Origin of the sequence: Roseovarius marisflavi, from assembly GCF_900142625.1 — a bacterium.
In the GTDB taxonomy this organism is placed as follows: Bacteria; Pseudomonadota; Alphaproteobacteria; order Rhodobacterales; family Rhodobacteraceae; genus Roseovarius; species Roseovarius marisflavi.
This window is the reverse complement of record NZ_FRBN01000030.1, coordinates 1-17,822: the sequence shown is the minus strand read 5'-3', so window position 1 is coordinate 17,822 and position 17,822 is coordinate 1. Positions and strand designations below refer to the sequence as shown.

The 17,822-nt window shown below is 59.9% G+C and carries 23 protein-coding genes; 10 read left to right on the top strand and 13 right to left on the bottom strand.

Annotated features, from left to right (window positions below):
* Positions 1-15: 15 nt before the first annotated feature.
* The 8 genes from BUB78_RS21480 to ruvC all read right to left on the bottom strand — a co-directional run bounded on the left by BUB78_RS21480 (position 16) and on the right by ruvC (position 5,180).
* Positions 16-279: a type 2 periplasmic-binding domain-containing protein gene (locus BUB78_RS21480; RefSeq protein ID WP_342742347.1), complete on the bottom strand. Its 264-nt coding sequence runs from the start codon at positions 277-279 to the stop codon at positions 16-18.
* A 147-nt stretch (positions 280-426) separates the two neighbouring features.
* A complete protein-coding gene (locus BUB78_RS21475) occupies positions 427-1,038 on the bottom strand; it encodes a hypothetical protein (protein WP_342742346.1) in 612 nt (203 codons plus the stop codon).
* A gap of 4 nt (positions 1,039-1,042) precedes the next feature.
* Positions 1,043-1,843, bottom strand: a complete 801-nt coding sequence (locus tag BUB78_RS17465; RefSeq protein ID WP_342742345.1) for a substrate-binding periplasmic protein — start codon at positions 1,841-1,843, stop codon at positions 1,043-1,045.
* The gene (locus tag BUB78_RS21470) at positions 1,758-2,162 is read right to left on the bottom strand and encodes a LysM peptidoglycan-binding domain-containing protein (protein ID WP_342742344.1); all 405 of its coding nucleotides are present in this window, start codon (positions 2,160-2,162) and stop codon (positions 1,758-1,760) included. The genes BUB78_RS17465 and BUB78_RS21470 overlap by 86 nt, the downstream gene beginning before the upstream one ends.
* Before the next feature lie 66 nt (positions 2,163-2,228).
* Positions 2,229-2,867, bottom strand: a complete 639-nt coding sequence (locus BUB78_RS17460; protein ID WP_073200333.1) for a hypothetical protein — start codon at positions 2,865-2,867, stop codon at positions 2,229-2,231.
* A gap of 109 nt (positions 2,868-2,976) precedes the next feature.
* Positions 2,977-4,005: a Holliday junction branch migration DNA helicase RuvB gene (gene ruvB / locus BUB78_RS17455; RefSeq protein WP_073200324.1), complete on the bottom strand. Its 1,029-nt coding sequence runs from the start codon at positions 4,003-4,005 to the stop codon at positions 2,977-2,979.
* A 3-nt stretch (positions 4,006-4,008) separates the two neighbouring features.
* A complete protein-coding gene (gene ruvA, locus BUB78_RS17450; RefSeq protein ID WP_073200322.1) occupies positions 4,009-4,677 on the bottom strand; it encodes a Holliday junction branch migration protein RuvA in 669 nt (222 codons plus the stop codon).
* Positions 4,674-5,180: a crossover junction endodeoxyribonuclease RuvC gene (gene ruvC / locus BUB78_RS17445; protein ID WP_073200321.1), complete on the bottom strand. Its 507-nt coding sequence runs from the start codon at positions 5,178-5,180 to the stop codon at positions 4,674-4,676. The genes ruvA and ruvC overlap by 4 nt, the downstream gene beginning before the upstream one ends.
* Before the next feature lie 308 nt (positions 5,181-5,488).
* Here ruvC and BUB78_RS17440 point away from each other — a divergent pair, with 308 nt between their 5' ends.
* Together BUB78_RS17440 and BUB78_RS20980 are read left to right on the top strand one after the other, a co-directional pair.
* Complete coding sequence (locus BUB78_RS17440; protein ID WP_073200369.1) at positions 5,489-5,686, top strand: DUF1127 domain-containing protein; 198 nt, start codon at positions 5,489-5,491, stop codon at positions 5,684-5,686.
* A gap of 247 nt (positions 5,687-5,933) precedes the next feature.
* Entirely contained in the window at positions 5,934-6,101 is a 168-nt protein-coding gene (locus BUB78_RS20980) for a hypothetical protein (RefSeq protein WP_220084027.1), read from the top strand.
* Positions 6,102-6,246: 145 nt separating this feature from the next.
* On the opposite strand, the gene BUB78_RS17430 is transcribed toward BUB78_RS20980, so the two are convergent.
* The 3 genes from BUB78_RS17430 to BUB78_RS17420 all read right to left on the bottom strand — a co-directional run bounded on the left by BUB78_RS17430 (position 6,247) and on the right by BUB78_RS17420 (position 10,699).
* Positions 6,247-7,119, bottom strand: coding sequence for a 50S ribosomal protein L11 methyltransferase (locus BUB78_RS17430; RefSeq protein WP_073200319.1), 873 nt, complete (start codon positions 7,117-7,119; stop codon positions 6,247-6,249).
* Between the two features lie 26 nt (positions 7,120-7,145).
* Positions 7,146-8,378: an MFS transporter gene (locus BUB78_RS17425; protein ID WP_073200318.1), complete on the bottom strand. Its 1,233-nt coding sequence runs from the start codon at positions 8,376-8,378 to the stop codon at positions 7,146-7,148.
* A gap of 119 nt (positions 8,379-8,497) precedes the next feature.
* Positions 8,498-10,699 carry a primosomal protein N' gene (locus tag BUB78_RS17420; RefSeq protein ID WP_073200317.1) on the bottom strand — a complete coding sequence of 734 codons (2,202 nt, stop codon included), beginning with the start codon at positions 10,697-10,699 and terminating at the stop codon, positions 8,498-8,500.
* A 93-nt stretch (positions 10,700-10,792) separates the two neighbouring features.
* Between BUB78_RS17420 and fsa the strand changes: the two genes are divergently transcribed.
* From fsa to BUB78_RS17395, 5 genes are all read left to right on the top strand, one after another.
* The gene (gene fsa, locus BUB78_RS17415) at positions 10,793-11,446 is read left to right on the top strand and encodes a fructose-6-phosphate aldolase (protein ID WP_073200316.1); all 654 of its coding nucleotides are present in this window, start codon (positions 10,793-10,795) and stop codon (positions 11,444-11,446) included.
* Between the two features lie 38 nt (positions 11,447-11,484).
* Positions 11,485-12,192, top strand: a complete 708-nt coding sequence (locus BUB78_RS17410; protein ID WP_073200314.1) for a DUF484 family protein — start codon at positions 11,485-11,487, stop codon at positions 12,190-12,192.
* Positions 12,189-13,109, top strand: coding sequence for a tyrosine recombinase XerC (locus BUB78_RS17405; protein ID WP_073200313.1), 921 nt, complete (start codon positions 12,189-12,191; stop codon positions 13,107-13,109). Before BUB78_RS17410 ends, BUB78_RS17405 begins: the two co-directional genes overlap by 4 nt.
* 97 nt (positions 13,110-13,206) lie before the next feature.
* A complete protein-coding gene (locus tag BUB78_RS17400; protein WP_245813567.1) occupies positions 13,207-13,800 on the top strand; it encodes a cytochrome P460 family protein in 594 nt (197 codons plus the stop codon).
* Between the two features lie 90 nt (positions 13,801-13,890).
* Positions 13,891-14,589, top strand: a complete 699-nt coding sequence (locus BUB78_RS17395; RefSeq protein ID WP_073200312.1) for a CDP-alcohol phosphatidyltransferase family protein — start codon at positions 13,891-13,893, stop codon at positions 14,587-14,589.
* 4 nt (positions 14,590-14,593) lie between these two features.
* On the opposite strand, the gene BUB78_RS17390 is transcribed toward BUB78_RS17395, so the two are convergent.
* Together BUB78_RS17390 and BUB78_RS17385 are read right to left on the bottom strand one after the other, a co-directional pair.
* Complete coding sequence (locus BUB78_RS17390) at positions 14,594-15,034, bottom strand: methylated-DNA--[protein]-cysteine S-methyltransferase (protein WP_245813566.1); 441 nt, start codon at positions 15,032-15,034, stop codon at positions 14,594-14,596.
* A gap of 25 nt (positions 15,035-15,059) precedes the next feature.
* The gene (locus BUB78_RS17385) at positions 15,060-15,740 is read right to left on the bottom strand and encodes a DUF6629 family protein (protein ID WP_073200305.1); all 681 of its coding nucleotides are present in this window, start codon (positions 15,738-15,740) and stop codon (positions 15,060-15,062) included.
* Positions 15,741-16,410: 670 nt separating this feature from the next.
* Here BUB78_RS17385 and BUB78_RS20975 point away from each other — a divergent pair.
* The 3 genes from BUB78_RS20975 (at position 16,411) to BUB78_RS17375 (ending at position 17,638) form a co-directional block, all read left to right on the top strand.
* Positions 16,411-16,704: a hypothetical protein gene (locus BUB78_RS20975; RefSeq protein ID WP_220084026.1), complete on the top strand. Its 294-nt coding sequence runs from the start codon at positions 16,411-16,413 to the stop codon at positions 16,702-16,704.
* A gap of 62 nt (positions 16,705-16,766) precedes the next feature.
* A complete protein-coding gene (locus BUB78_RS17380; RefSeq protein ID WP_073200303.1) occupies positions 16,767-17,273 on the top strand; it encodes a hypothetical protein in 507 nt (168 codons plus the stop codon).
* Positions 17,270-17,638: a carboxymuconolactone decarboxylase family protein gene (locus tag BUB78_RS17375; RefSeq protein WP_245813564.1), complete on the top strand. Its 369-nt coding sequence runs from the start codon at positions 17,270-17,272 to the stop codon at positions 17,636-17,638. The genes BUB78_RS17380 and BUB78_RS17375 overlap by 4 nt, the downstream gene beginning before the upstream one ends.
* The last annotated feature ends 184 nt before the right edge of the window (positions 17,639-17,822 follow it).

Sequence of the window (17,822 nt, the reverse complement as noted above, 5' to 3'; positions counted from 1 at the left end):
GGAATCCACTCACCCCTAGTTCAGCTGCTGCAGGAAAATTCCAAGATGGCGCTGCATGATCTCGACGTAGCGCCCGCTCTCGCGCAACGCCTTGAGGCCCGCATTCATCCGGTACAAATGCGTCGTTCCACGCCAATGGTTTTTCGAGATCACAACATGAAGCGCCTCGCGCGAGAGTGGCTGATCAAGCGGCACAATGCGCCCGCGCAGGCCCATTGCCACAATCTTGGAGGCGCCCTTAAACACATTGACCGTCACCGCATCCACATCGCCCGCCATGAGCGCCTCAAAACAGGCCTCGGGGCTTGGCGGTTGGATCAGCGTGATCTTGCCCTCACTGATCCAGCGTCGGCCCGCCCGGTCAAGATCATCGGTAATGTCCCCCGCCGGGCGACACAGGCTGTGCCCGACGATATCGGCATCGCTTTAGTAGGTAAAACTGCTATCCGCGCGTTTGAACAACATGATCGGAAGATCAAGCAGCGGCTCGGAAAAATGAAAATTCTGACAGATTCTGTCGTCAGTCAAAGCCGCGCAATCGGGTTTGGGCCAGGGGAATCCCATATCATACCGCTTCTCGGCCAGCAGGGGAAAGAGATGACGTGACCAGTCATCTTCCCACACCACCTCATAGGGCACCGGCGACGGGCTCAGCTCAAGTGCCGCATACACCAACTCGGTTGCCATGCCTCCGCCGGGCAGAGTCGGGTCTGCGAAGGGCAGCTTGCCAGCGCCTGTCAAAAGGGTCATCTCCGCCGCCTTTTTCACCAGCAGCGTCCCGTCCGGCACCGGGTTTTGCGCCGGACAGGGGATGTAGAGATCGGTGCCCGATACAAGGCTCTGGACCTGCCCGGCAAGCGCGGATTGATTGGCGTAATAAATCAGCGTCCATTGATCGGACACCTCATAGTGCGCCGCTGCAATGGACAAGAGCGTGTCGTCAGACTGTACCTTATAGATCACATCGCACAGCGCCCGCGCCGCGCCCGGCAAGGCCAGCATCAGGGCTGCGGCACATCCCGTCAGGATCCTGCGCATCCCCCTAGAACTCCGCCCAAACGCGCGTCATATGTTCGTCGATGATGCGCTGATAGCTGCCGTTCGCCTTGATTTGCGCAAGCCCCCTTTCGAAGACGGCCAGTAACTCGCGCCCCTGCGGATGCGATTTGTGAACGACCATGTGATTGCCATCGACCGAAATCGGCTGCCCCTGCGCCACCACGACGCGGTCCTGAAGGCCCATTTCCTTGATCTTTCCACGACCCAGGAATTCGTTAAGCACCACGCCATCGACCTCGCCCTCGCTCAGCAGACGCAGACAGTCGCCGGGCGAAGCAGGGGTCTTGAGGGTGATCAACCCGCCGCGCAGCCAGTTGCGCCCGTCTTGGTCGAAAATATAGGTCGAATACCCTGCAGGACGACACAGAACCCGGCCTTGCAGATCGTCGGCGCCGTTGAAGGCAATCGGGCGGGCCTTGTCCACGAACAGCAGCATCAGAACCTCGAACATCGACTCTGAAAAAATCAGGTTGGCGCAGCGATAGGTCACGGGGTCAGCCTCACAATCGGGGCGAAACCACGGAAACCCGATATCCAGCAGCGCGTTGGACAAAAGCAGCTCGTGATGCGAGGCCCAGTCATCCACCCAGTGGATGGCAAACCCCTGCGCAGGGTCAGCGGCCTCCATCGAGGCTAGCACCACATGTGCCAGAACTCCGCCCTCGGGCAAATCCTTGTCGGTGAAGGGCCAGAAATCGCTACCAGTGAGAATATTGATCTTGCGCCGGGATGCCGCATTTCCCGGTGCCACGACAAGCGCCGCAGGCTCGGGGGTCGCCGCCACCGCCTGCCCCCCTTTTAGCCCGGTCGGCAAACCGTCGATGCAGCGCAAAACGCAACGTCATGCCCACGCGGATGTCATTTGGATTCTGGCCAATCTGGTCGATATTGATCGAGTGGACCGCTGTCCACTTGCCCGCGTCCTTGTATTGGCTATCCGCGATCAGCGACAGGCTGTCGCCGCGCTTGACCGCATAGAGCCCGCCACAGGTTTGCGCCGCGACCTCACCGGTCAGCCCCAACCCGACCAGGGCAAGAAATACCCCACAAATTGCGTTTCTCAGAATCACCTCCCCAAGACAACGGGGGTAATAGCGCCACAACGCCAGATTCGGTCAAGCTTTATCAGGTCAGAAAGGCCGGAACGCCTACAGCCTGACGCAGCGCCGTCAGTTCGCCACCAGCCGCGCGCTCAATCGCAACGCGTGGCTCGCCTCACGGCTCATCTTCGGTAATATCTGATCATAGCCCGCCCGGATCAACGCCGCGATCTCCGGGCGCAGAATCACTTGCCCGCCATCGGGCAGCGCCGCCAGCGGCGAGCGATCCTGAAACGCGCGATCCGACCAGAGCAGAATGGTTTGCACGATCTGGCTCAGGGCCAGAGTTTCGGCCGGCACCGCGCCAAGCTGATCATCCATGCGCAGGAACACGAAACTGGCCTTGATCGCGCCACCCTCGTCAAAGCGGAAAATCCGGTACTGATTGGCCTCCGCCCCCTCAAGGCGCGCCACGAGTGGCGCCAGATCAGGGATCAAGCGGTCAAGATCGGGCACCTCAAGCAATTCCTGCCAGTCGCGAAAGAAAAACAGCATCAGGTTCGCGCCAAGCTCGGGGTCGGTCTCGGCCATCTTGTGATTGGCCAGCGTCACCACCGCCTCGATCGCGCCCTTGACCACGCTCAGGGTCTTGTCATCGACGCCAAAGACGATCGGCACGATCGGTCGGCCCCATCGGGCAAACAGAAAACTCTCGTCGCTGCGCGTGAACAGCGCCTCAACATCTTGTGGCGTCAGAGGCTCGCTCATCGGGTGACCCTTTCGTTTTGCGCCCCCCGATAGCAAAACCGCCCCGCTTACGCCATCCCCTCACGAGACCGGCACGCGAAAGCCCCGGCGCGTTGCCCGCGCGTGACGCCTAATCCTCGAACATATCCGATTGCCCCTTGGCGCCGGGCACCGGCAGGCCCAGATGATGCCACCCGCCCTGCGTCAACATCCGCCCGCGCGGGGTGCGTTGGATAAGGCCTTGTTGCAACAGGAACGGCTCGATCACCTCTTCAAGCGCGTCGCGCGATTCACTGAGCGCGGCGCTGAGCGTTTCAATGCCCACCGGCCCGCCCTGATAGGCCTCGGCGATCAGGCGCAGATAGCGCCGGTCCGCGCCATCAAGCCCAAGGTGATCGACCCCCAATCGCGTCAGCGAGCTATCGGCAAGCTCTTTGGAAATCACGCCGTTGCCCTCGACCACTGCGAAATCAACCACCCGGCGCAAAAGCCGCCCGGCGATCCGTGGCGTGCCGCGCGAGCGGCGCGCAATCTCCATCGCGCCGGAACTGTCGGTCGGCACGTTCAAAAGCCGCGCATTACGGGTCACGATCTCGTGCAGCTCTTCGATCTTGTAAAACTGAAGCCGCGTCGGAATGCCGAAGCGGTCGCGCAGCGGCGTTGTCAAAAGCCCGAGCCGCGTGGTCGCCCCGACAAGCGTGAAGGGCTGCAATTCGATACGCACCGTGCGCGCGGCGGGCCCGGCCCCGATCACCAGATCAAGCTCGAAATCCTCCAGCGCGGGGTAAAGCACCTCTTCCACCGCCGGGTTCAGCCGGTGAATTTCGTCGATGAACAACACGTCATTGCGTTCAAGATTGGTCAGGATCGCCGCAAGATCGCCCGCCTTGGCGAGAACCGGCCCCGAGGTCATGCGAAACCCGACGCCAAGCTCTTTGGCCATGATCTGGGCCAGGGTCGTCTTGCCGAGGCCGGGGGGGCCATGAAACAGGGTGTGATCCATCGCCTCGCCGCGCTGGCGGGCGGATTGGATGAAGACCGACAGATTGGCGCGCGCTTCGGCCTGACCGATAAATTCCGACAGCGCCTGCGGGCGCAAACTGCGGTCAAAATCCTCCGGAAGCTCCTCTGGTCGCACTGTCGGATCGGGTTTTGACATGGATTACCCCTTTGGCGCCAAGAGCTTGAGCGAAAGGCGGATCAATTCCGGCGTGGCCGCATCCTGCGCTTCGCCCGCCGCCCGCGCCACGGCACTTGCCGCCTCGCCGGGGCTATAGCCAAGGTTGGTCAGGGCCGATAAGGCCTCGGCCTGCGCGCCGCGATTGGGCACGCCCGCCGGGACCGGAGCGGCGACGCGCGGCGCGCGTTCGATCACCTCATCCTCAGCGTCATCCAGCACCGGCGCAGGGGCCGCGCCCATTGCCATCACGCTGGGGGCCTTGTCTTTCAGCTCGTTGACCACCCTCTGTCCGGTTTTCGCGCCAATCCCCTTGGCCGCCGTCACCGAGTTCCAGTCGCCAAGCGCAATCGCGCGGCCCACACCATCGGGGCCAAGCGCGCCCAGAATGGCCAGCGACGCCTTGGCGCCAACGCCCTGCACACTCATCAACAGGCGGTGCCATTCCTTTTCGACAAGCGTCGTAAAGCCGAAGAGTTGCAGAATATCCTCGCGCACCAGAAGGTCGGTATAAAGCGCCACATGCTCGCCCACGCCCGGCATCGACGACAGCGTGCGTTCCGAGCAATAGACAAGGTATCCAACGCCGCGCACGTCGATCAAAACGTGGTCGGTGGCGCGATAGTCAATCCGCCCTGCGATCCGCCCAATCATGCGCTTGCCCTCTGTACCGCGTCGGCCAGCATCGTGGTGCTGCGGGCGTGGTGGGCATGACAGATCGCCACCGCCAAGGCATCCGCCGCATCCGGCCCGGCAAGCTCGACCCCTGGCAATTGCACCTTGACCATATGGGCGACCTGTTCCTTGGCCGCATGGCCCACGCCGACAACGGTTTTCTTGACCGTGTTCGGCGAATATTCCCCCACCGCAAGGCCGAATTGCGCCGGCACCAAAAGAGCGATGCCGCGCGCCTGCCCAAGCTTGAGCGTGCCCGCACCATCCTTGTTGACGAACGTCTGTTCGACCGCCGCCGCCTCTGGCCCATACCGGTTCAGAATATCTGTAAGTTGATCATAAAGAGACAGCAACCGCGCCGCCAGATCGGTGCCGCTCGAATGACAAATACCGTTGGCCACATGGCTAAGTCGACTGCCATTCACATCAATCAGTCCCCAGCCAAGGTTTCGCAACCCGGGATCAATTCCCAAAACCCGCATTTTCCTGCCCTGCCCATCTGTTTTTCAAGCGATAGCACGAAACGAGAACAAAGACCAAGCAGAATGCGCGTTTCCAAACTGCCCGATTTGAACGCACTTCGTTGCAAATATGGCGCCATCACGCGAAATTCACAAGGATGAGATATATTTAACGTACTGATATAAATACACTTAAATCGAAATCAGACCCATGCGTAAAACGCATAAGGACTATGCAATAAACCCGGCTTGCAGGAACGGTTTTCTCTGACTACCTGCCTCTCAGACGCAGACAGGCTCTGCCCCCACATAGTCAAGGAATGAAAATCATGGCCAGCATCGACAGCAGCCGCACCCTCAATCCCTCCGCCGGTTTCGGTGGGTTTTTCGCTCGCGCCCTCGGTATGATCTCAACCTGGAACGAACGTCGCGCCACGCGCAATGCGCTGTCGCAGCTTTCGGATCGCGAGCTTGACGATATCGGTCTGACCCGTGGCGATATCAACGCGATTGCACGCCAAGTCTAAGTGCGGCACTTCTCGCAAAACATAACGCCCTGTTGCGGTTCGCACCGCACAGGGCTTTATGATGTCTGACCCAAGGGTCAGGATAGCTGGGATTAGTCGCGTAGAAGCCTTAGCGAAGGAATGGCCGAAGTTTGCTTGCAAACATCGCGCTTACAGCATCGGGTTGCATCACAGCCGCCCCAGCTTGTTCGACAACGCTGCCCTGAGCAAGTTGCGCAAGGCGTTCCTCATATAGGCCCGCCCCAAGATGGGCAATGATCACGGCCTTGAAGAAGATGAACCCGGCCACGAGATAAACAATCCCGCGCAAAGAAATGCCGCCCTGACGACGTTTTGGGCGAAAAACAATAAGCCCGTCTTTACCGACACGACCGACATATCCACGCTCCATACCGGCGCGTTTCCGTTCAATTGATTTCAGTCGAGTGTCAAATCCTTGGAATGCGTCACCCATTGCAAAAATCCCATTTTCACGGCCCCCACCGCGTTAAGTAAAAACTAGGCTCGAAATGTGGCAAGACTAAGGCGGGAGGATCAGCCGGCCAGAATTTTGACTTATTTTACGAGAACTTTTCCAATGTCAGGGTGGTCCAGTCACCAATCTCTTCGCGATGTGCAAGACTGTTTCCAAGGGCGCAATAAACCGAGATCACCTCGTCGGCCTGTTCGTTCAGAATTCCCGAGAGAATCACCTTGCCACCCCCCTGCAAGCGTGACGTTACGTCAGGCGCGAGATCAATCAGCGGGCCTTTGAGGATATTGGCAAAGACAAGATCAAACGGCGCGGCGGCCACAAGGCGCGGGTGATCAAGGCCCGCCGCCTCGACACATTCGACGCGCCCGACAAGATCATTGGCGGCGACGTTGGCGGCGGCCACTTCGACGGCGACCTCATCGATGTCGCTGGCCAGCATCACGCCGGGCCAGATCCGCGCCGCGCCCATCGCCAGAACCGCCGTGCCGCACCCGATATCAATCACCGACTTGCCGACAAAGCCCGCATTGGCCAACCGGTCCAGCGCGCGCAGACAGCCAAGCGTGGTGCCGTGATGCCCGGTGCCAAAGGCCATTGCCGCCTCGATCAACAAAGGCTCGCAATCGTCGGGCACCTTGTCGGCGTCATGGCTTCCGTAGACAAAGAAGCGCCCCGCCACGACCGGGGTCAGCTCGCGGCGCACCTTGGCGACCCAATCGGTCTCGGGCAATTCGGAGATGGTGAAGGGGCGCGCGCCATGCATCACCGCCAAAAGCGCAAGACCGGCCTGATCGGGGGCCTCTTCAAAGTAAGATCCGACCTCCCACAGGCCAGAGCCGTCTTCCATCTCGAAGGCGCCCACGCCGGTGGGTTCGGGCGTGAGGGCCTCAAGCGCTTCGGCAAGCGCCTCGGCGCTGTCTTTGCCTGTGAGCGTGGTCAGGGCAGTAAAGGTCGGCATCGTCAAACCCTTTCAGATCGGGGGGATTATTCGGCGGGCGCGGATACGAAACGCGACCAGATTGTTTCATTGCCAGGCTCGGGGTGGCGCGGGATCATCATCGCAAGCGCGCAGGACACACAGGCCATGGCAGAGGCCATGAAGAACACCGCCGCCGGCGAGACAAGCCACAAATAGCCCAGAAGGGCCGGCAGGAACACCGCCGCAATATGGTTGATGGTAAAGGCCACGGCGGCGGTCGGGGCGATATCGCCCGGATCGGCGATCTTCTGGAAATAGGTCTTGAGCGCAAGCGCGAGCGAGAACAGGATGTGATCGACCACATAGAGCGTCGCCGCCAGAACCACGCCCCAGCCAAAGAAATAGACGCCGCCATAGGCCGTAAAGAGCAAGGCAAGCCCGACATATTCGAAGATCAGCGTGCGGCGCTCGCCAAACATGAAAACCGCGCGCCCCATCAGCGGCGCAAAGATCATGTTGGCGAGAAGGTTGATCAGAAAGAGGGCTGTGACCTCATGCACCTGAAAACCGAATTTCTCGACCATCATGAAGCCGGCGAAGACGATGAAAATCTGGCGCCGGGCGCCTGCCATGAATTGCAGCGCATAATAAAGCCAGTAGCGGCGTCGCAGCACCATCTTCTTGATCTGGGGATTAGGCGCCTCGAACCGGGGATAGGCCACAAAGCAGAACAGGGCGACGCAGGCGGTAAAGCCGCCCGAGATCATGTAGACCGTGTTATAGGTCAGGCTGAGCGCCTCCCATGTCATCACGATCAGGACATAGGCGATCAGGGTGGCGCCCGATCCCGCCGCCATCAACCAGCCCAGCATCTGCGGCGCGCGCAGCTTGTCGATCCATTGCAATTGCAACGATTGGTTGACCGTCTCATAATAGTGAAACCCGATCGAGCTGAGCATGGTGATGGTCAGGATGCCGCCAAGCGAGGGAAATTGCGCCGTCATCGCCGTGGCCACGCCCAAAAGGCAAAGCGCGATGAGGCCAAGCACCTGTTCATGCATGAACATGATCAGGGCGATCACGCCAATAGCGAAAAAGCCGGGGATTTCGCGTACCGTATGAAGCCAGCCAATGTCAGAGCCGTTGAACCCCGCCACCTCGATCACAAAGTTGTTGAGCAGCGCCGACCAAGTGGCAAAAGCCACCGGCATCGCCGCGGCCATCAGGAACAGCAAGGTCACGGGACGGCGCCAGAATGGCAATTGCCGCGCGTCGCCCAAGGGGAATTGTGGTTTCATGGGTTTTCTTTACGCCCAAGTTTCGGCTTTGGCGAGAGGACACACCCGTCGGCATCCGAAATCTTCAAAAGATTTCGGACCGCTTTCTTTTCAAGAAAGCGCGCGCGCCACAACCGATCTCAATAGAAACTCTGCGGGTCGATATCGACGCTCAGGCGCGCCTGCGGCGGCAGCCGAACCTGCGCCACCCAAGCCGCCACCGCGCCCTGTAATGCCGCACCTTTCGGCGCCTTCACCAAAAGCCGCACGCGGTGACGCCCGCGGATGCGCGCGACCGGCGCCGGGGCCGGGCCGAACACCTGTGCGCCCACCGCCCGCAGGGGGCCATCGCGGCGGGCAAGGTCTTCGCCGATGTCAAACACCACCTGCATATCGGGCGAGGACAGGATGATCCCCGCCATCCGGCCATAGGGCGGCACGCCCGCCTGACGGCGCGCATCGGCCTCGGCGCGCCAGAACCCCTCTTCGTCGCCCGCAAGAATGGCGCGGATCACCGGATGCTCGGGCTGAAAGGTCTGCAACAGGGCCGTGCCGCGCCGTTCGGCCCGCCCCGCGCGCCCCGCCACCTGGCGCATAAGCTGAAAGGTGCGCTCGGCGGCGCGCAGGTCTGATCCCTGAAGGCCAAGATCGGCGTCAATCACCCCGACCAGCGTCAGCAGCGGAAAGTTGTGCCCCTTTGCCACCAGTTGCGTGCCGATGATGATATCGGCGCCGCCTTTGGCAATCTCTTCGATCTGTTCCTTGAGCGCGCGCGCCGAGCCGAACAGGTCTGACGAGAGCACCGCGATCCGCGCCTCGGGAAACAGCGCTGTCGCCTCTTCGGCCAGCCGCTCGACACCGGGCCCCACCGCCGCCAGCCGATCCTCGGCCCCGCAGGACGGGCAGACGTTCGGCAAAGGCGCGCTTTCCCCGCATTGATGACAGATCAGGCGTTTTTGAAACCGGTGCTCGACCATGCGCGCATCGCATTGCTCACAGCCGATCTGATGACCGCAGGCCCGACAGATCGTGGTCGGCGCATAGCCGCGCCGGTTGAGGAACAAAAGCGCCTGCTCGCCCTTGGCGATCCGGGCATTGGCGGCGGCCTGAAGGCTTGGCGAGATCCAGCGGTTCGACGGCAATTTCTGCGCGCGCATGTCAATCGCCGCCAGCTCCGGCATCACCGCCACGCCATAGCGCGCATCGAGATCGAGCCGCTCGTACTTGCCCGCCTCGGCATTGGCCCAGCTCTCAAGGCTTGGCGTGGCCGAGGCCAGAATCACCCGCGCGCCACAGATCGCCGCACGCAGTACCGCCATGTCGCGGGCATTATAAAGAACGCCGTCTTCCTGTTTGTAAGAGGTGTCGTGTTCCTCGTCGACGATGATCAGGCCAAGGTTCTGGAACGGCAGGAACAAAGCCGAGCGCGCGCCGACCACCATCTGTGCGCCGCCCTGTCCGACCATCTTCCAGGTGCGGCGGCGTTCGGTCATGGTCACGCCCGAGTGCCATTCCGCCGGGCGCGCGCCAAAGCGCACCTCGACCCGGTTGAGAAATTCGGCCGTGAGGGCGATTTCCGGCAAGAGCACAAGCGCCTGACGCCCCTGGCGCAGGGCCTCGGCGACGGCCTCGAGGTAAACCTCGGTCTTGCCCGATCCGGTGACGCCGCGCAAAAGCGTGGTGCCATAAGCCTCAGAGCGCAGCCCCTTGCGCAACGCCTCTGCGGCTGTTTCCTGATCCTCGGTCAGGGATTTGGACGGAAGGTCGGGATCAAGCCGGGCAAAGGGCATGTCGCGCGGCGTGTCTTCTTCGCGCACCGCCCCTTGCGTCACCAATCCCTTGACCACCGAGGATGTCACCCCCGCCTGATCGCTTAGCTCCTTGAGGGTAAAGCCAAGCCCGCCATAGCTGCGCAACACCTCAAGCACGCGGGTGCGCGCGTCTGTCATGCGATTGGGCTCGCCCTCGCCCAGACGATAGACCTTTTGCATCGACGGCGGATTGCTCAGCCCCGGCGCGCGCGTCGCAAGCCGCAGCATCGCGGGCATCGGCGTCAGGGTGTAATCGGCGGCGCGGCGCAGGAAATCCTGCATTTCGTCGCGCATCGGCGCCACATCCAGCACCCGGATGATGCTGCGCGCCTTCTTGAGGTCAAAGCCGCCTTTGCCCGGCCCCCAGACCACGCCCAAGACCTTGCGCGGGCCAAGCGGCACCTCGACAAAGGCCCCCGGCATACACCCGCCCTCGGGGGCAAGATAATCCAGCGGTCGATCAAGCGGCTGCGCCGTCAGAACCGCCACAAGCGCGCCTTCGTCAAAGAAGTCGGGATTGGACGGGGGCAACGCGGCTTCCTCTCTCTGAGGGGGTTTCGGTGGGCTGATCTATGAGGTAAACGCTTGAGAGAGAAAACCCAACCCGCGCAGAGGCACACCCCCATGAAATTCTTTGTCGATACCGCTGAAACCGATCAGATTGCCGAACTCAATGATCTGGGCATGGTCGATGGCGTGACCACCAACCCCTCGCTGATCCTGAAATCGGGCCGCGACATCCTTGAAGTGACCAAGGAGATCGCCGAAATGGTCGAAGGACCCGTCAGCGCCGAAGTCGTCGCGCTCAAGGCCGATGAGATGATCGCCGAGGGCCGCAAGCTTGCCAAGATCGCCGGGAATATCGCCGTCAAGGTGCCGCTGACATGGGATGGCCTCAAGGCCTGCAAGGTGCTCTCGGGCGAGGGCAACATGGTCAATGTCACCCTGTGCTTTTCCGCCAATCAGGCGCTTTTGGCGGCCAAGGCGGGCGCGACATTCATCAGTCCCTTCATCGGGCGGCTTGACGATATCAACCTCGACGGCATGGATCTGATCGCCGATATTCGCACGATCTATGACAATTACGGTTTCGAGACCCAGATCCTTGCCGCCTCGATTCGCAGCGTCAATCACGCCTATCAGGCCGCGATGATCGGTGCCGACGTGATGACCGCGCCCCCCGCCGTGATCAAGAAGATGGCAGAGCATCCGCTGACCGACGCCGGGCTTGAAACCTTTATGGCCGACTGGGCAAAAACAGGGCAGCAAATCCTGTAACCCGTGCTATAACACCAAAAAACAAGACCGAGGCCGACATGAGCAGCAAGCCGGAAATGAATGACGCCTTGCGCGAACGCATTATCGCGCAACCCGACGTTATTCTTGAAGATCAAGACCTTATGCGTGCCCTCATCGCCGCAAACGAGCGGGCGATGGGCGGCAATATCGTCGATCTTCGCGGCATTGCGATGGATCGTCTTGAGGCGCGGCTTGACCGGCTTGAAGACACCCACCGCAGCGTGATTGCCGCCGCCTACGAAAATCTGGCGGGCACAAATCAGGTGCACCGTGCGATTTTGCGCATGCTTGACCCGGTCGAGTTCGAGGCCTTCCTGCGCGACCTTGGCGGCGAAGTGGCGCATATCCTGCGGGTCGATTCGATCCGGCTTGTGCTTGAATCGGTGCAAAATGACAGCGACCCGGCGGTGCGTCGTCTGGGTGATGTTCTGTCGGTGGCCGAGCCCGGCTTTATCACATCCTATCTGACCGGCGGGCGCGATGTGCCCGCGCGGCAGGTGACTCTGCGCCAGATCAACGAGGGCGATATGCGGATTTACGGTCGCGATGCCACCTTTGTGCGCTCCGAGGCCTGTCTTATGCTGGATTTCGGCCCCGAGCGCCTGCCCGGCATGCTCGCCATGGGCGCCGAAGACCCGCATCAGTTCAGCCCGCAACAGGGCACTGACCTTCTGGCGTTCTTTGCCGGGGTGTTCGAGCGATCCATGCGGCGCTGGTTGTCATGATAAGCCCGGCCGCCCGCGATTCGTTGCAGGGTTGGCTGGCGTCACAAAAGGCGCTCAAGGGGGCCTCGGACAACACGCTTGATGCCTATTCGCGCGATGTCGCGGGGTTTCTGGCCTTCATGACCGAACATCACGGCCAGACCCAGGGCTTGGGCGCGCTGGCAAAAATAAGCACCGCCGATATGCGAAGCTGGATGGCCTTTACCCGTGGCCATGATGTCGGCTCGCGCTCGCTTGCGCGCAAGCTTTCGGCGGTCAAAAGCTTTTATCGCTGGCTGTCAGAGCGCGAGGGGTTTGAGCCGACCGCCGTTCTTGCCACCCGCTCGCCCAAGTTTCAGCGCAAATTGCCCCGACCCCTGTCGCCCGAAGCGGCGAGCGATGTGATCGACACGCTTGAGATGCAATCGCTGACGCCGTGGATTTCGGCGCGCGATCAGGCGGTCGTGACCCTGCTTTACGGCTGTGGGTTGCGGATATCCGAGGCTTTGGGCCTGACCGGGGCGGATCTTCCGATTGGCAGCACACTTCGTATCATCGGCAAGGGCAACAAGGAACGCATGGTGCCGGTCATTGCCCCGGCCCGCGATGCGGTCGAGCGTTATGTTGCCATGTGCCCCTATGAGATCACCGCGCCAAGCCCGGTGTTTCGCGGTGCGCGCGGCGGCAAGCTTAACCCGCGGGTGATTCAGAAGGTGGTTGAACAGACCCGGATGCAGCTTGGCCTGCCGGCCACGGCCACACCGCATGCCATGCGCCATAGCTTTGCCACCCATCTTTTGAACGCGGGCGGCGATCTGCGCGCGATACAGGAATTGCTGGGCCATGCCTCGCTTTCGACCACGCAGGCCTATACCGGCGTCGATACCGCCCGCCTGCTTGAGGTATACGCCCGCGCGCATCCGCAGGGACGTGGTTAATTCCTTTCACGCCTCACGTAATAGTTAAGTTCAATTACAGTTCAAACATGCAAGGGTTGCCCTTGGATGACACGCGTATCTGTGAACGAATTGGAGAATGAATATGAAACGCCAGCTTTTTGCCGCCGCGACTCTTGCAGCCAGCCTTATGATGGGCCAGACGGCAGTGGCCTCGGATTGCAAGGTCGATGTCGAAGATCCGTTTGATCTTGAGGCGGCCGCGATTTCCGAAATTTACGACTGCATCAAGGCCGAGATGGTCGAGAATTACACCAAGGGCGACAACGAGGTGGCCGCCACTTATCGCGACTGGACCGTCACATCGACCCGCCCCGCCGTGGCCGGTGCGCATGGCAATCGCCTGTTGCAGACCTTTGCCAATGACGTGGCCGCCGAGCAATACCTGAAATTCGCCGACGAAGGCGTGGTGATGCCGGTCGGCTCGGTTCTGGCCAAGGAAAGCATCACGATCAGCAAGAAAAAGAAGAAGGCCAAGACCGGCCCGCTCTTCATCATGACCAAAGGCGAAGCCGGCAGCGCGCCCGAAGCCGCCGATTGGGTCTATTCCGTGGTTCAGCCCAACGGCAAGATGATGAAATTCAAACAGAGCTTCTGTCATGACTGTCACGTGTCGTGGGAAGCACAGGACATGCTGGCCTATCCGCTGGAAGAGGTCCGCGTTTCCAACTAAGACCGCACGCCTTGCAATCTGGCCCGGCCCCTTCCATGGGGCCGGGCTTTTCTTTTTGCATATTTGGCGCGGCTGGTTCATTAAGCCGCCATGACACCACGTTTGTGCGCCTTGCTTGTTCATCTTCTGACCGCCACCGGGGCGGTTTTTGCAATGCTGGCCATGTTGGCCGCAATTGACCGGGAATGGGAACTGATGTTCCTGTGGCTGGTCGTGGCCTTCGCGGTGGATGGCATCGACGGCCCTTTGGCGCGCAAATTCAACGTCAAAACCCATGCGCCGGAATTTGATGGCGTGTTGCTCGATCTGATCATTGATTACCTGACTTATGTGTTCATTCCGGCCTTTGCGCTGTTTGAATCCGACCTTTTACCGGGCTGGACAGGATGGCTCGCCATGATCGTGATAACCTTTGCAAGTGCGATGTACTTTGCCGATACGCGCATGAAAACAATGGATAATTCCTTTTCCGGATTTCCGGGATGCTGGAATATGCTGGTGCTGGTGATGTTCGCGGTCGAGCCGAATTTCTGGATCATCCTGACGTTGGTCACGCTCTTGTCGGTGGCGATGTTCCTGCCGCTCAAGTTCATCCATCCGGTGCGCACCGAACGCTGGCGCTGGATATCCTTGCCGATGGCGCTTGCCTGGACCTTCTTTGCCGGCTGGGCGGCCTGGGTGCATTTTGATCCGCAAAGCTGGGCGCATTGGGGGCTGGTGGTCACCAGCGTCTATTTGATTTTTGTCGGAATCGTGCAGCAGATATTCACGCCGCGCGGCGAAGTCTGATCCCTTAGATCAGCAAGCCCGCCGCCCCCTCGTGGCGCAAAAGCCAGACCTTGGTTTCAACCCCGCCCTCACCGGAATAGCCACCAAGCCCCGAAGCGGCCAAGACCCGGTGACAGGGAATGATCACCGGGATCGGATTGCCGCCACAGGCATTGCCAATCGCCTGCGGCGAGGCGCCCATACGGGTGGCAAGATCGCCATAGGTGACGGTCTCGCCAAAGGGGATCTCGCGCATGGCATCGCAAACCCGGCGCTGAAACTCTGATCCCCCCACGTTCAGCGGCAGGTCAAACCGCGTCAGGCCGCCCCTGAAATAGGCCGCAAGCTGCGCCAGGGCCTCGGTCAGTTCGGGCGTGGTATCCTGCGTACCGCCCTCGCCCCACTGAAGCGCGGTGATCGCACTGCCATCGCTGACCACGGTAAGCGGGCCGATGGGAGATGACATTGAGGCCGACGGCATGGCGTATCCCTTAGTCCCGCGCGCAGGCGTGCAAATCGCTGGTTTCGCGGCCCAAGATCACCGCCAGGTAGACAGACAGGATCGCCGCGAAGAAACACCAGACCGAAATGAACGCATAGGCATAAAACACGTAAGTTAGCACCAAGGAGGCCGCAACCAGACCGCCGAACACCTGAATCAGGCGATGCGACGACAGCAAAAGCGACCCGATGACGATCACCGCGTAAACTGTGCGCAACAGGCTGCGGTCTATGATGCCCTCGTAGATCAGCGTTGTCTTGTACTCCAGCGAGCGCTGCACCACCTCTACGCGCAACCACCCCTCGATAAGGGCGGCCGGCAGGAATACCGACAGCCCCGCGAAAAAGCCGACCACCGCCATAAACAGGACCAATCGCCTGCGCGCGGGGTCGGTTTCTATCGTCCAGACGGCAAACGGCACCCATGCCAGCCAGAAGAAGTGTGAAAAGAACAAGAAGCCGCGAGAGGCGAGACAAACAGAGGTTTCATTGCCGCCCGCAAGCCCGAGCCAGAGGATGCCTTCCAGAACCTGCTGAATGCCGAAGACCAGCGGGAAGACCGCAAAGGCCCACCACGCGGGGTTGGTGCGCCGCACCTCTGTAATCGTGTAAACACCCGCAGGCACAAGCACGGCGGCAAGCGTGAAACTGGCCGTTGCGGAAAAGCACATCCTGACCTCCAAGCCCCATGCGATGATGCAGGGGCGTTACGGTCAAGTCTAGCCACGCCCGCCCCGCGGGCATTGCGCTATGTCAATGCGCGGAGGGTCAGAAAGCTTTGACCTTTACGCCCGCTCCTTGAATCTCGCCGTTCATCTTGCAGATGCGGCGAATGTCTCAAAAGAGCCTATTCTGCGGAGTGGACAAATAACTGAACTCGCCGCTAACCCGTCATTCATCGAGTCTGGTTTAGGTTTCGCGGTTGGCTTTTGCAGACTTGAACAAAAGCGAGCCGTTTTCCGAAACCGGCAGCTTTCAGAAGGATTTTGACGTCGACCAGGCAAAATAAGTCAACGTGCGACTTGCATCCCCATTGATCCCCGTCAATGGCACCGTCTCGTCGGCATGTTAAACTGATATAAGGTGCTTGCTTTCGAGACGGAACCAAAGTCATGCCCATTTTTCTAGAACCGCGAGACGCGATTGACGATCTAAAGGGCTTTCAATCCGTCCTGATCGTTTCGTGCCCGATCTGCCCGCCGATGTGCGTGTCCATCCAGCAAAAAAAAGGCCTTCCTGGAACCTCTGAAGCATGGTGTTAAAACCCAGGCATTCGAGGATTACATTGCCTCGATCCGAGACGCGCTTGCGACATACAATGTTCGCACCGATGCCTTCACCATGCGTTTTCCCGTCCCGATGATGTGCCTTTGGACCGGACGGCAACGCGCTCGGCTCTTGAAACGCGCGCAAGAATTCGAGGCTGTTTTGGTATTGAGCTGTGATTCAGCGACATACACAGCAGCCGATGCATTAAGGGACACCCAATGCAAGGTTTTTCAAGGAATGCAGGTCAAATCGATCACCAATGCAACGATGACATACCGTTCGCCAGCGACCGTTACGCTTGACTGGCACCCCCTGCCGAGCAGGCCGAAGATTGGCAAGTTCAACGAACCAAGTGAGGAACCATAGAGGCCTGGATGATCAGACGATCCGCTAGCAAGCATTCACCCGACAAACGAAAGGAACGACGCATGAGTATCATGGAACAGATGATGGGCCTCATGATGGGGCGGATGAGCAAAGAAGACAAGGAAGCCATGATGGACAGCATGATGGAGAAGTTCTTTGCTGACATTACCCCCGAGGAAAAACAGAAGATGATGACCGACATGATGCCCAAAATGATGGAAGGCATGAACATGTCGGACACGATGCCCAAAATGATGATGACAATGATGGCAGGCAAAGACGGCGAAGGCAGCGGCATGATGGGAAATATGGTGGGCGGTGCCCCCTCAAACAGGATGCCAGAGATGATGTTAGAGACCATGATGCCAAATTGTATCGCAATGATGTTGCCGAAGATCGATGTCGCAAAGCGTGAGCAAATCGCTACGCCGATCCTTTCAGCGTTGGTGAAGTCCGGTGTTCAGGGCATGTCAAACGAGCAAGAGGTGGCATATCGCCAAACTCTCGAAAAAGCACTGACGTCTGGTATGCAAAATGCTTCTGTCAATCACGGAGAAACGAAACCATGAGCAGCACACAATCTCACAATGCTACCTACCCTGATATGCTGGGCAAATTTGAAACCTATGTGGGCAAACTGGCATCGGTTCAACCGGATCTCATGGGTCAGTTTTGGAAGCTGCACAAGACAGCAGTTGGCGACGGTGTTCTGGACACCAAGACCAAAGAACTCATGACTTTGGCAATCAGTGTCGCCGCACGATGCGATGGCTGTATTGCACATCATGTTTCGGATGCGCTTAGGGCAGGCGCAACCAAAGAAGAGATCGCGGAAACACTGGGCGTTGCCGTTCTCATGGGCGGCGGAACAAGCGTTGTATATGCGACCCATGCTCTGGAGGCACTTGAGCAATTTCTTGAAGAATTGAAGTAACCTTACATGAAACCTCCGGTATTCTAGCATAGGTCTGTTTCGAGCCTGAACCGGTCATTGGTGACGAATTGCCGAAGTTCCGTTTCGCCCGGCGGTTTCAACGGGTCGATGCAACACATGCATTGAAACGCTCGGCGGGTGTTTCGTAGTTGAGCGTTTTTCGGGGTCGTTCGTTGAGCTGCCT

Bases quoted from the DNA above. Each gene is read 5' to 3' on its own strand.
- BUB78_RS21475 (WP_342742346.1), bottom strand. From the start codon at position 1,038: ATGCGCAGGATCCTGACGGGATGTGCCGCAGCCCTGATGCTGGCCTTG.
- ruvB (WP_073200324.1), bottom strand. From the start codon at position 4,005: ATGTCAAAACCCGATCCGACAGTGCGACCAGAGGAGCTTCCGGAGGAT.
- ruvA (WP_073200322.1), bottom strand. From the start codon at position 4,677: ATGATTGGGCGGATCGCAGGGCGGATTGACTATCGCGCCACCGACCAC.
- BUB78_RS17395 (WP_073200312.1), top strand. From the start codon at position 13,891: ATGACACCACGTTTGTGCGCCTTGCTTGTTCATCTTCTGACCGCCACC.
- BUB78_RS17375 (WP_245813564.1), top strand. From the start codon at position 17,270: ATGAGCAGCACACAATCTCACAATGCTACCTACCCTGATATGCTGGGC.
- ruvC (WP_073200321.1), bottom strand. From the start codon at position 5,180: ATGCGGGTTTTGGGAATTGATCCCGGGTTGCGAAACCTTGGCTGGGGA.
- BUB78_RS20980 (WP_220084027.1), top strand. From the start codon at position 5,934: ATGGGCAATGATCACGGCCTTGAAGAAGATGAACCCGGCCACGAGATA.
- BUB78_RS17385 (WP_073200305.1), bottom strand. From the start codon at position 15,740: ATGTGCTTTTCCGCAACGGCCAGTTTCACGCTTGCCGCCGTGCTTGTG.
- BUB78_RS17440 (WP_073200369.1), top strand. From the start codon at position 5,489: ATGGCCAGCATCGACAGCAGCCGCACCCTCAATCCCTCCGCCGGTTTC.
- BUB78_RS17425 (WP_073200318.1), bottom strand. From the start codon at position 8,378: ATGAAACCACAATTCCCCTTGGGCGACGCGCGGCAATTGCCATTCTGG.
- BUB78_RS17430 (WP_073200319.1), bottom strand. From the start codon at position 7,119: ATGCCGACCTTTACTGCCCTGACCACGCTCACAGGCAAAGACAGCGCC.
- BUB78_RS20975 (WP_220084026.1), top strand. From the start codon at position 16,411: ATGCGTTTTCCCGTCCCGATGATGTGCCTTTGGACCGGACGGCAACGC.
- BUB78_RS17380 (WP_073200303.1), top strand. From the start codon at position 16,767: ATGAGTATCATGGAACAGATGATGGGCCTCATGATGGGGCGGATGAGC.
- BUB78_RS17400 (WP_245813567.1), top strand. From the start codon at position 13,207: ATGAATATGAAACGCCAGCTTTTTGCCGCCGCGACTCTTGCAGCCAGC.
- BUB78_RS17390 (WP_245813566.1), bottom strand. From the start codon at position 15,034: ATGTCATCTCCCATCGGCCCGCTTACCGTGGTCAGCGATGGCAGTGCG.
- fsa (WP_073200316.1), top strand. From the start codon at position 10,793: ATGAAATTCTTTGTCGATACCGCTGAAACCGATCAGATTGCCGAACTC.
- BUB78_RS17460 (WP_073200333.1), bottom strand. From the start codon at position 2,867: ATGAGCGAGCCTCTGACGCCACAAGATGTTGAGGCGCTGTTCACGCGC.
- BUB78_RS21480 (WP_342742347.1), bottom strand. From the start codon at position 279: ATGGCGGGCGATGTGGATGCGGTGACGGTCAATGTGTTTAAGGGCGCC.
- BUB78_RS17405 (WP_073200313.1), top strand. From the start codon at position 12,189: ATGATAAGCCCGGCCGCCCGCGATTCGTTGCAGGGTTGGCTGGCGTCA.
- BUB78_RS17410 (WP_073200314.1), top strand. From the start codon at position 11,485: ATGAGCAGCAAGCCGGAAATGAATGACGCCTTGCGCGAACGCATTATC.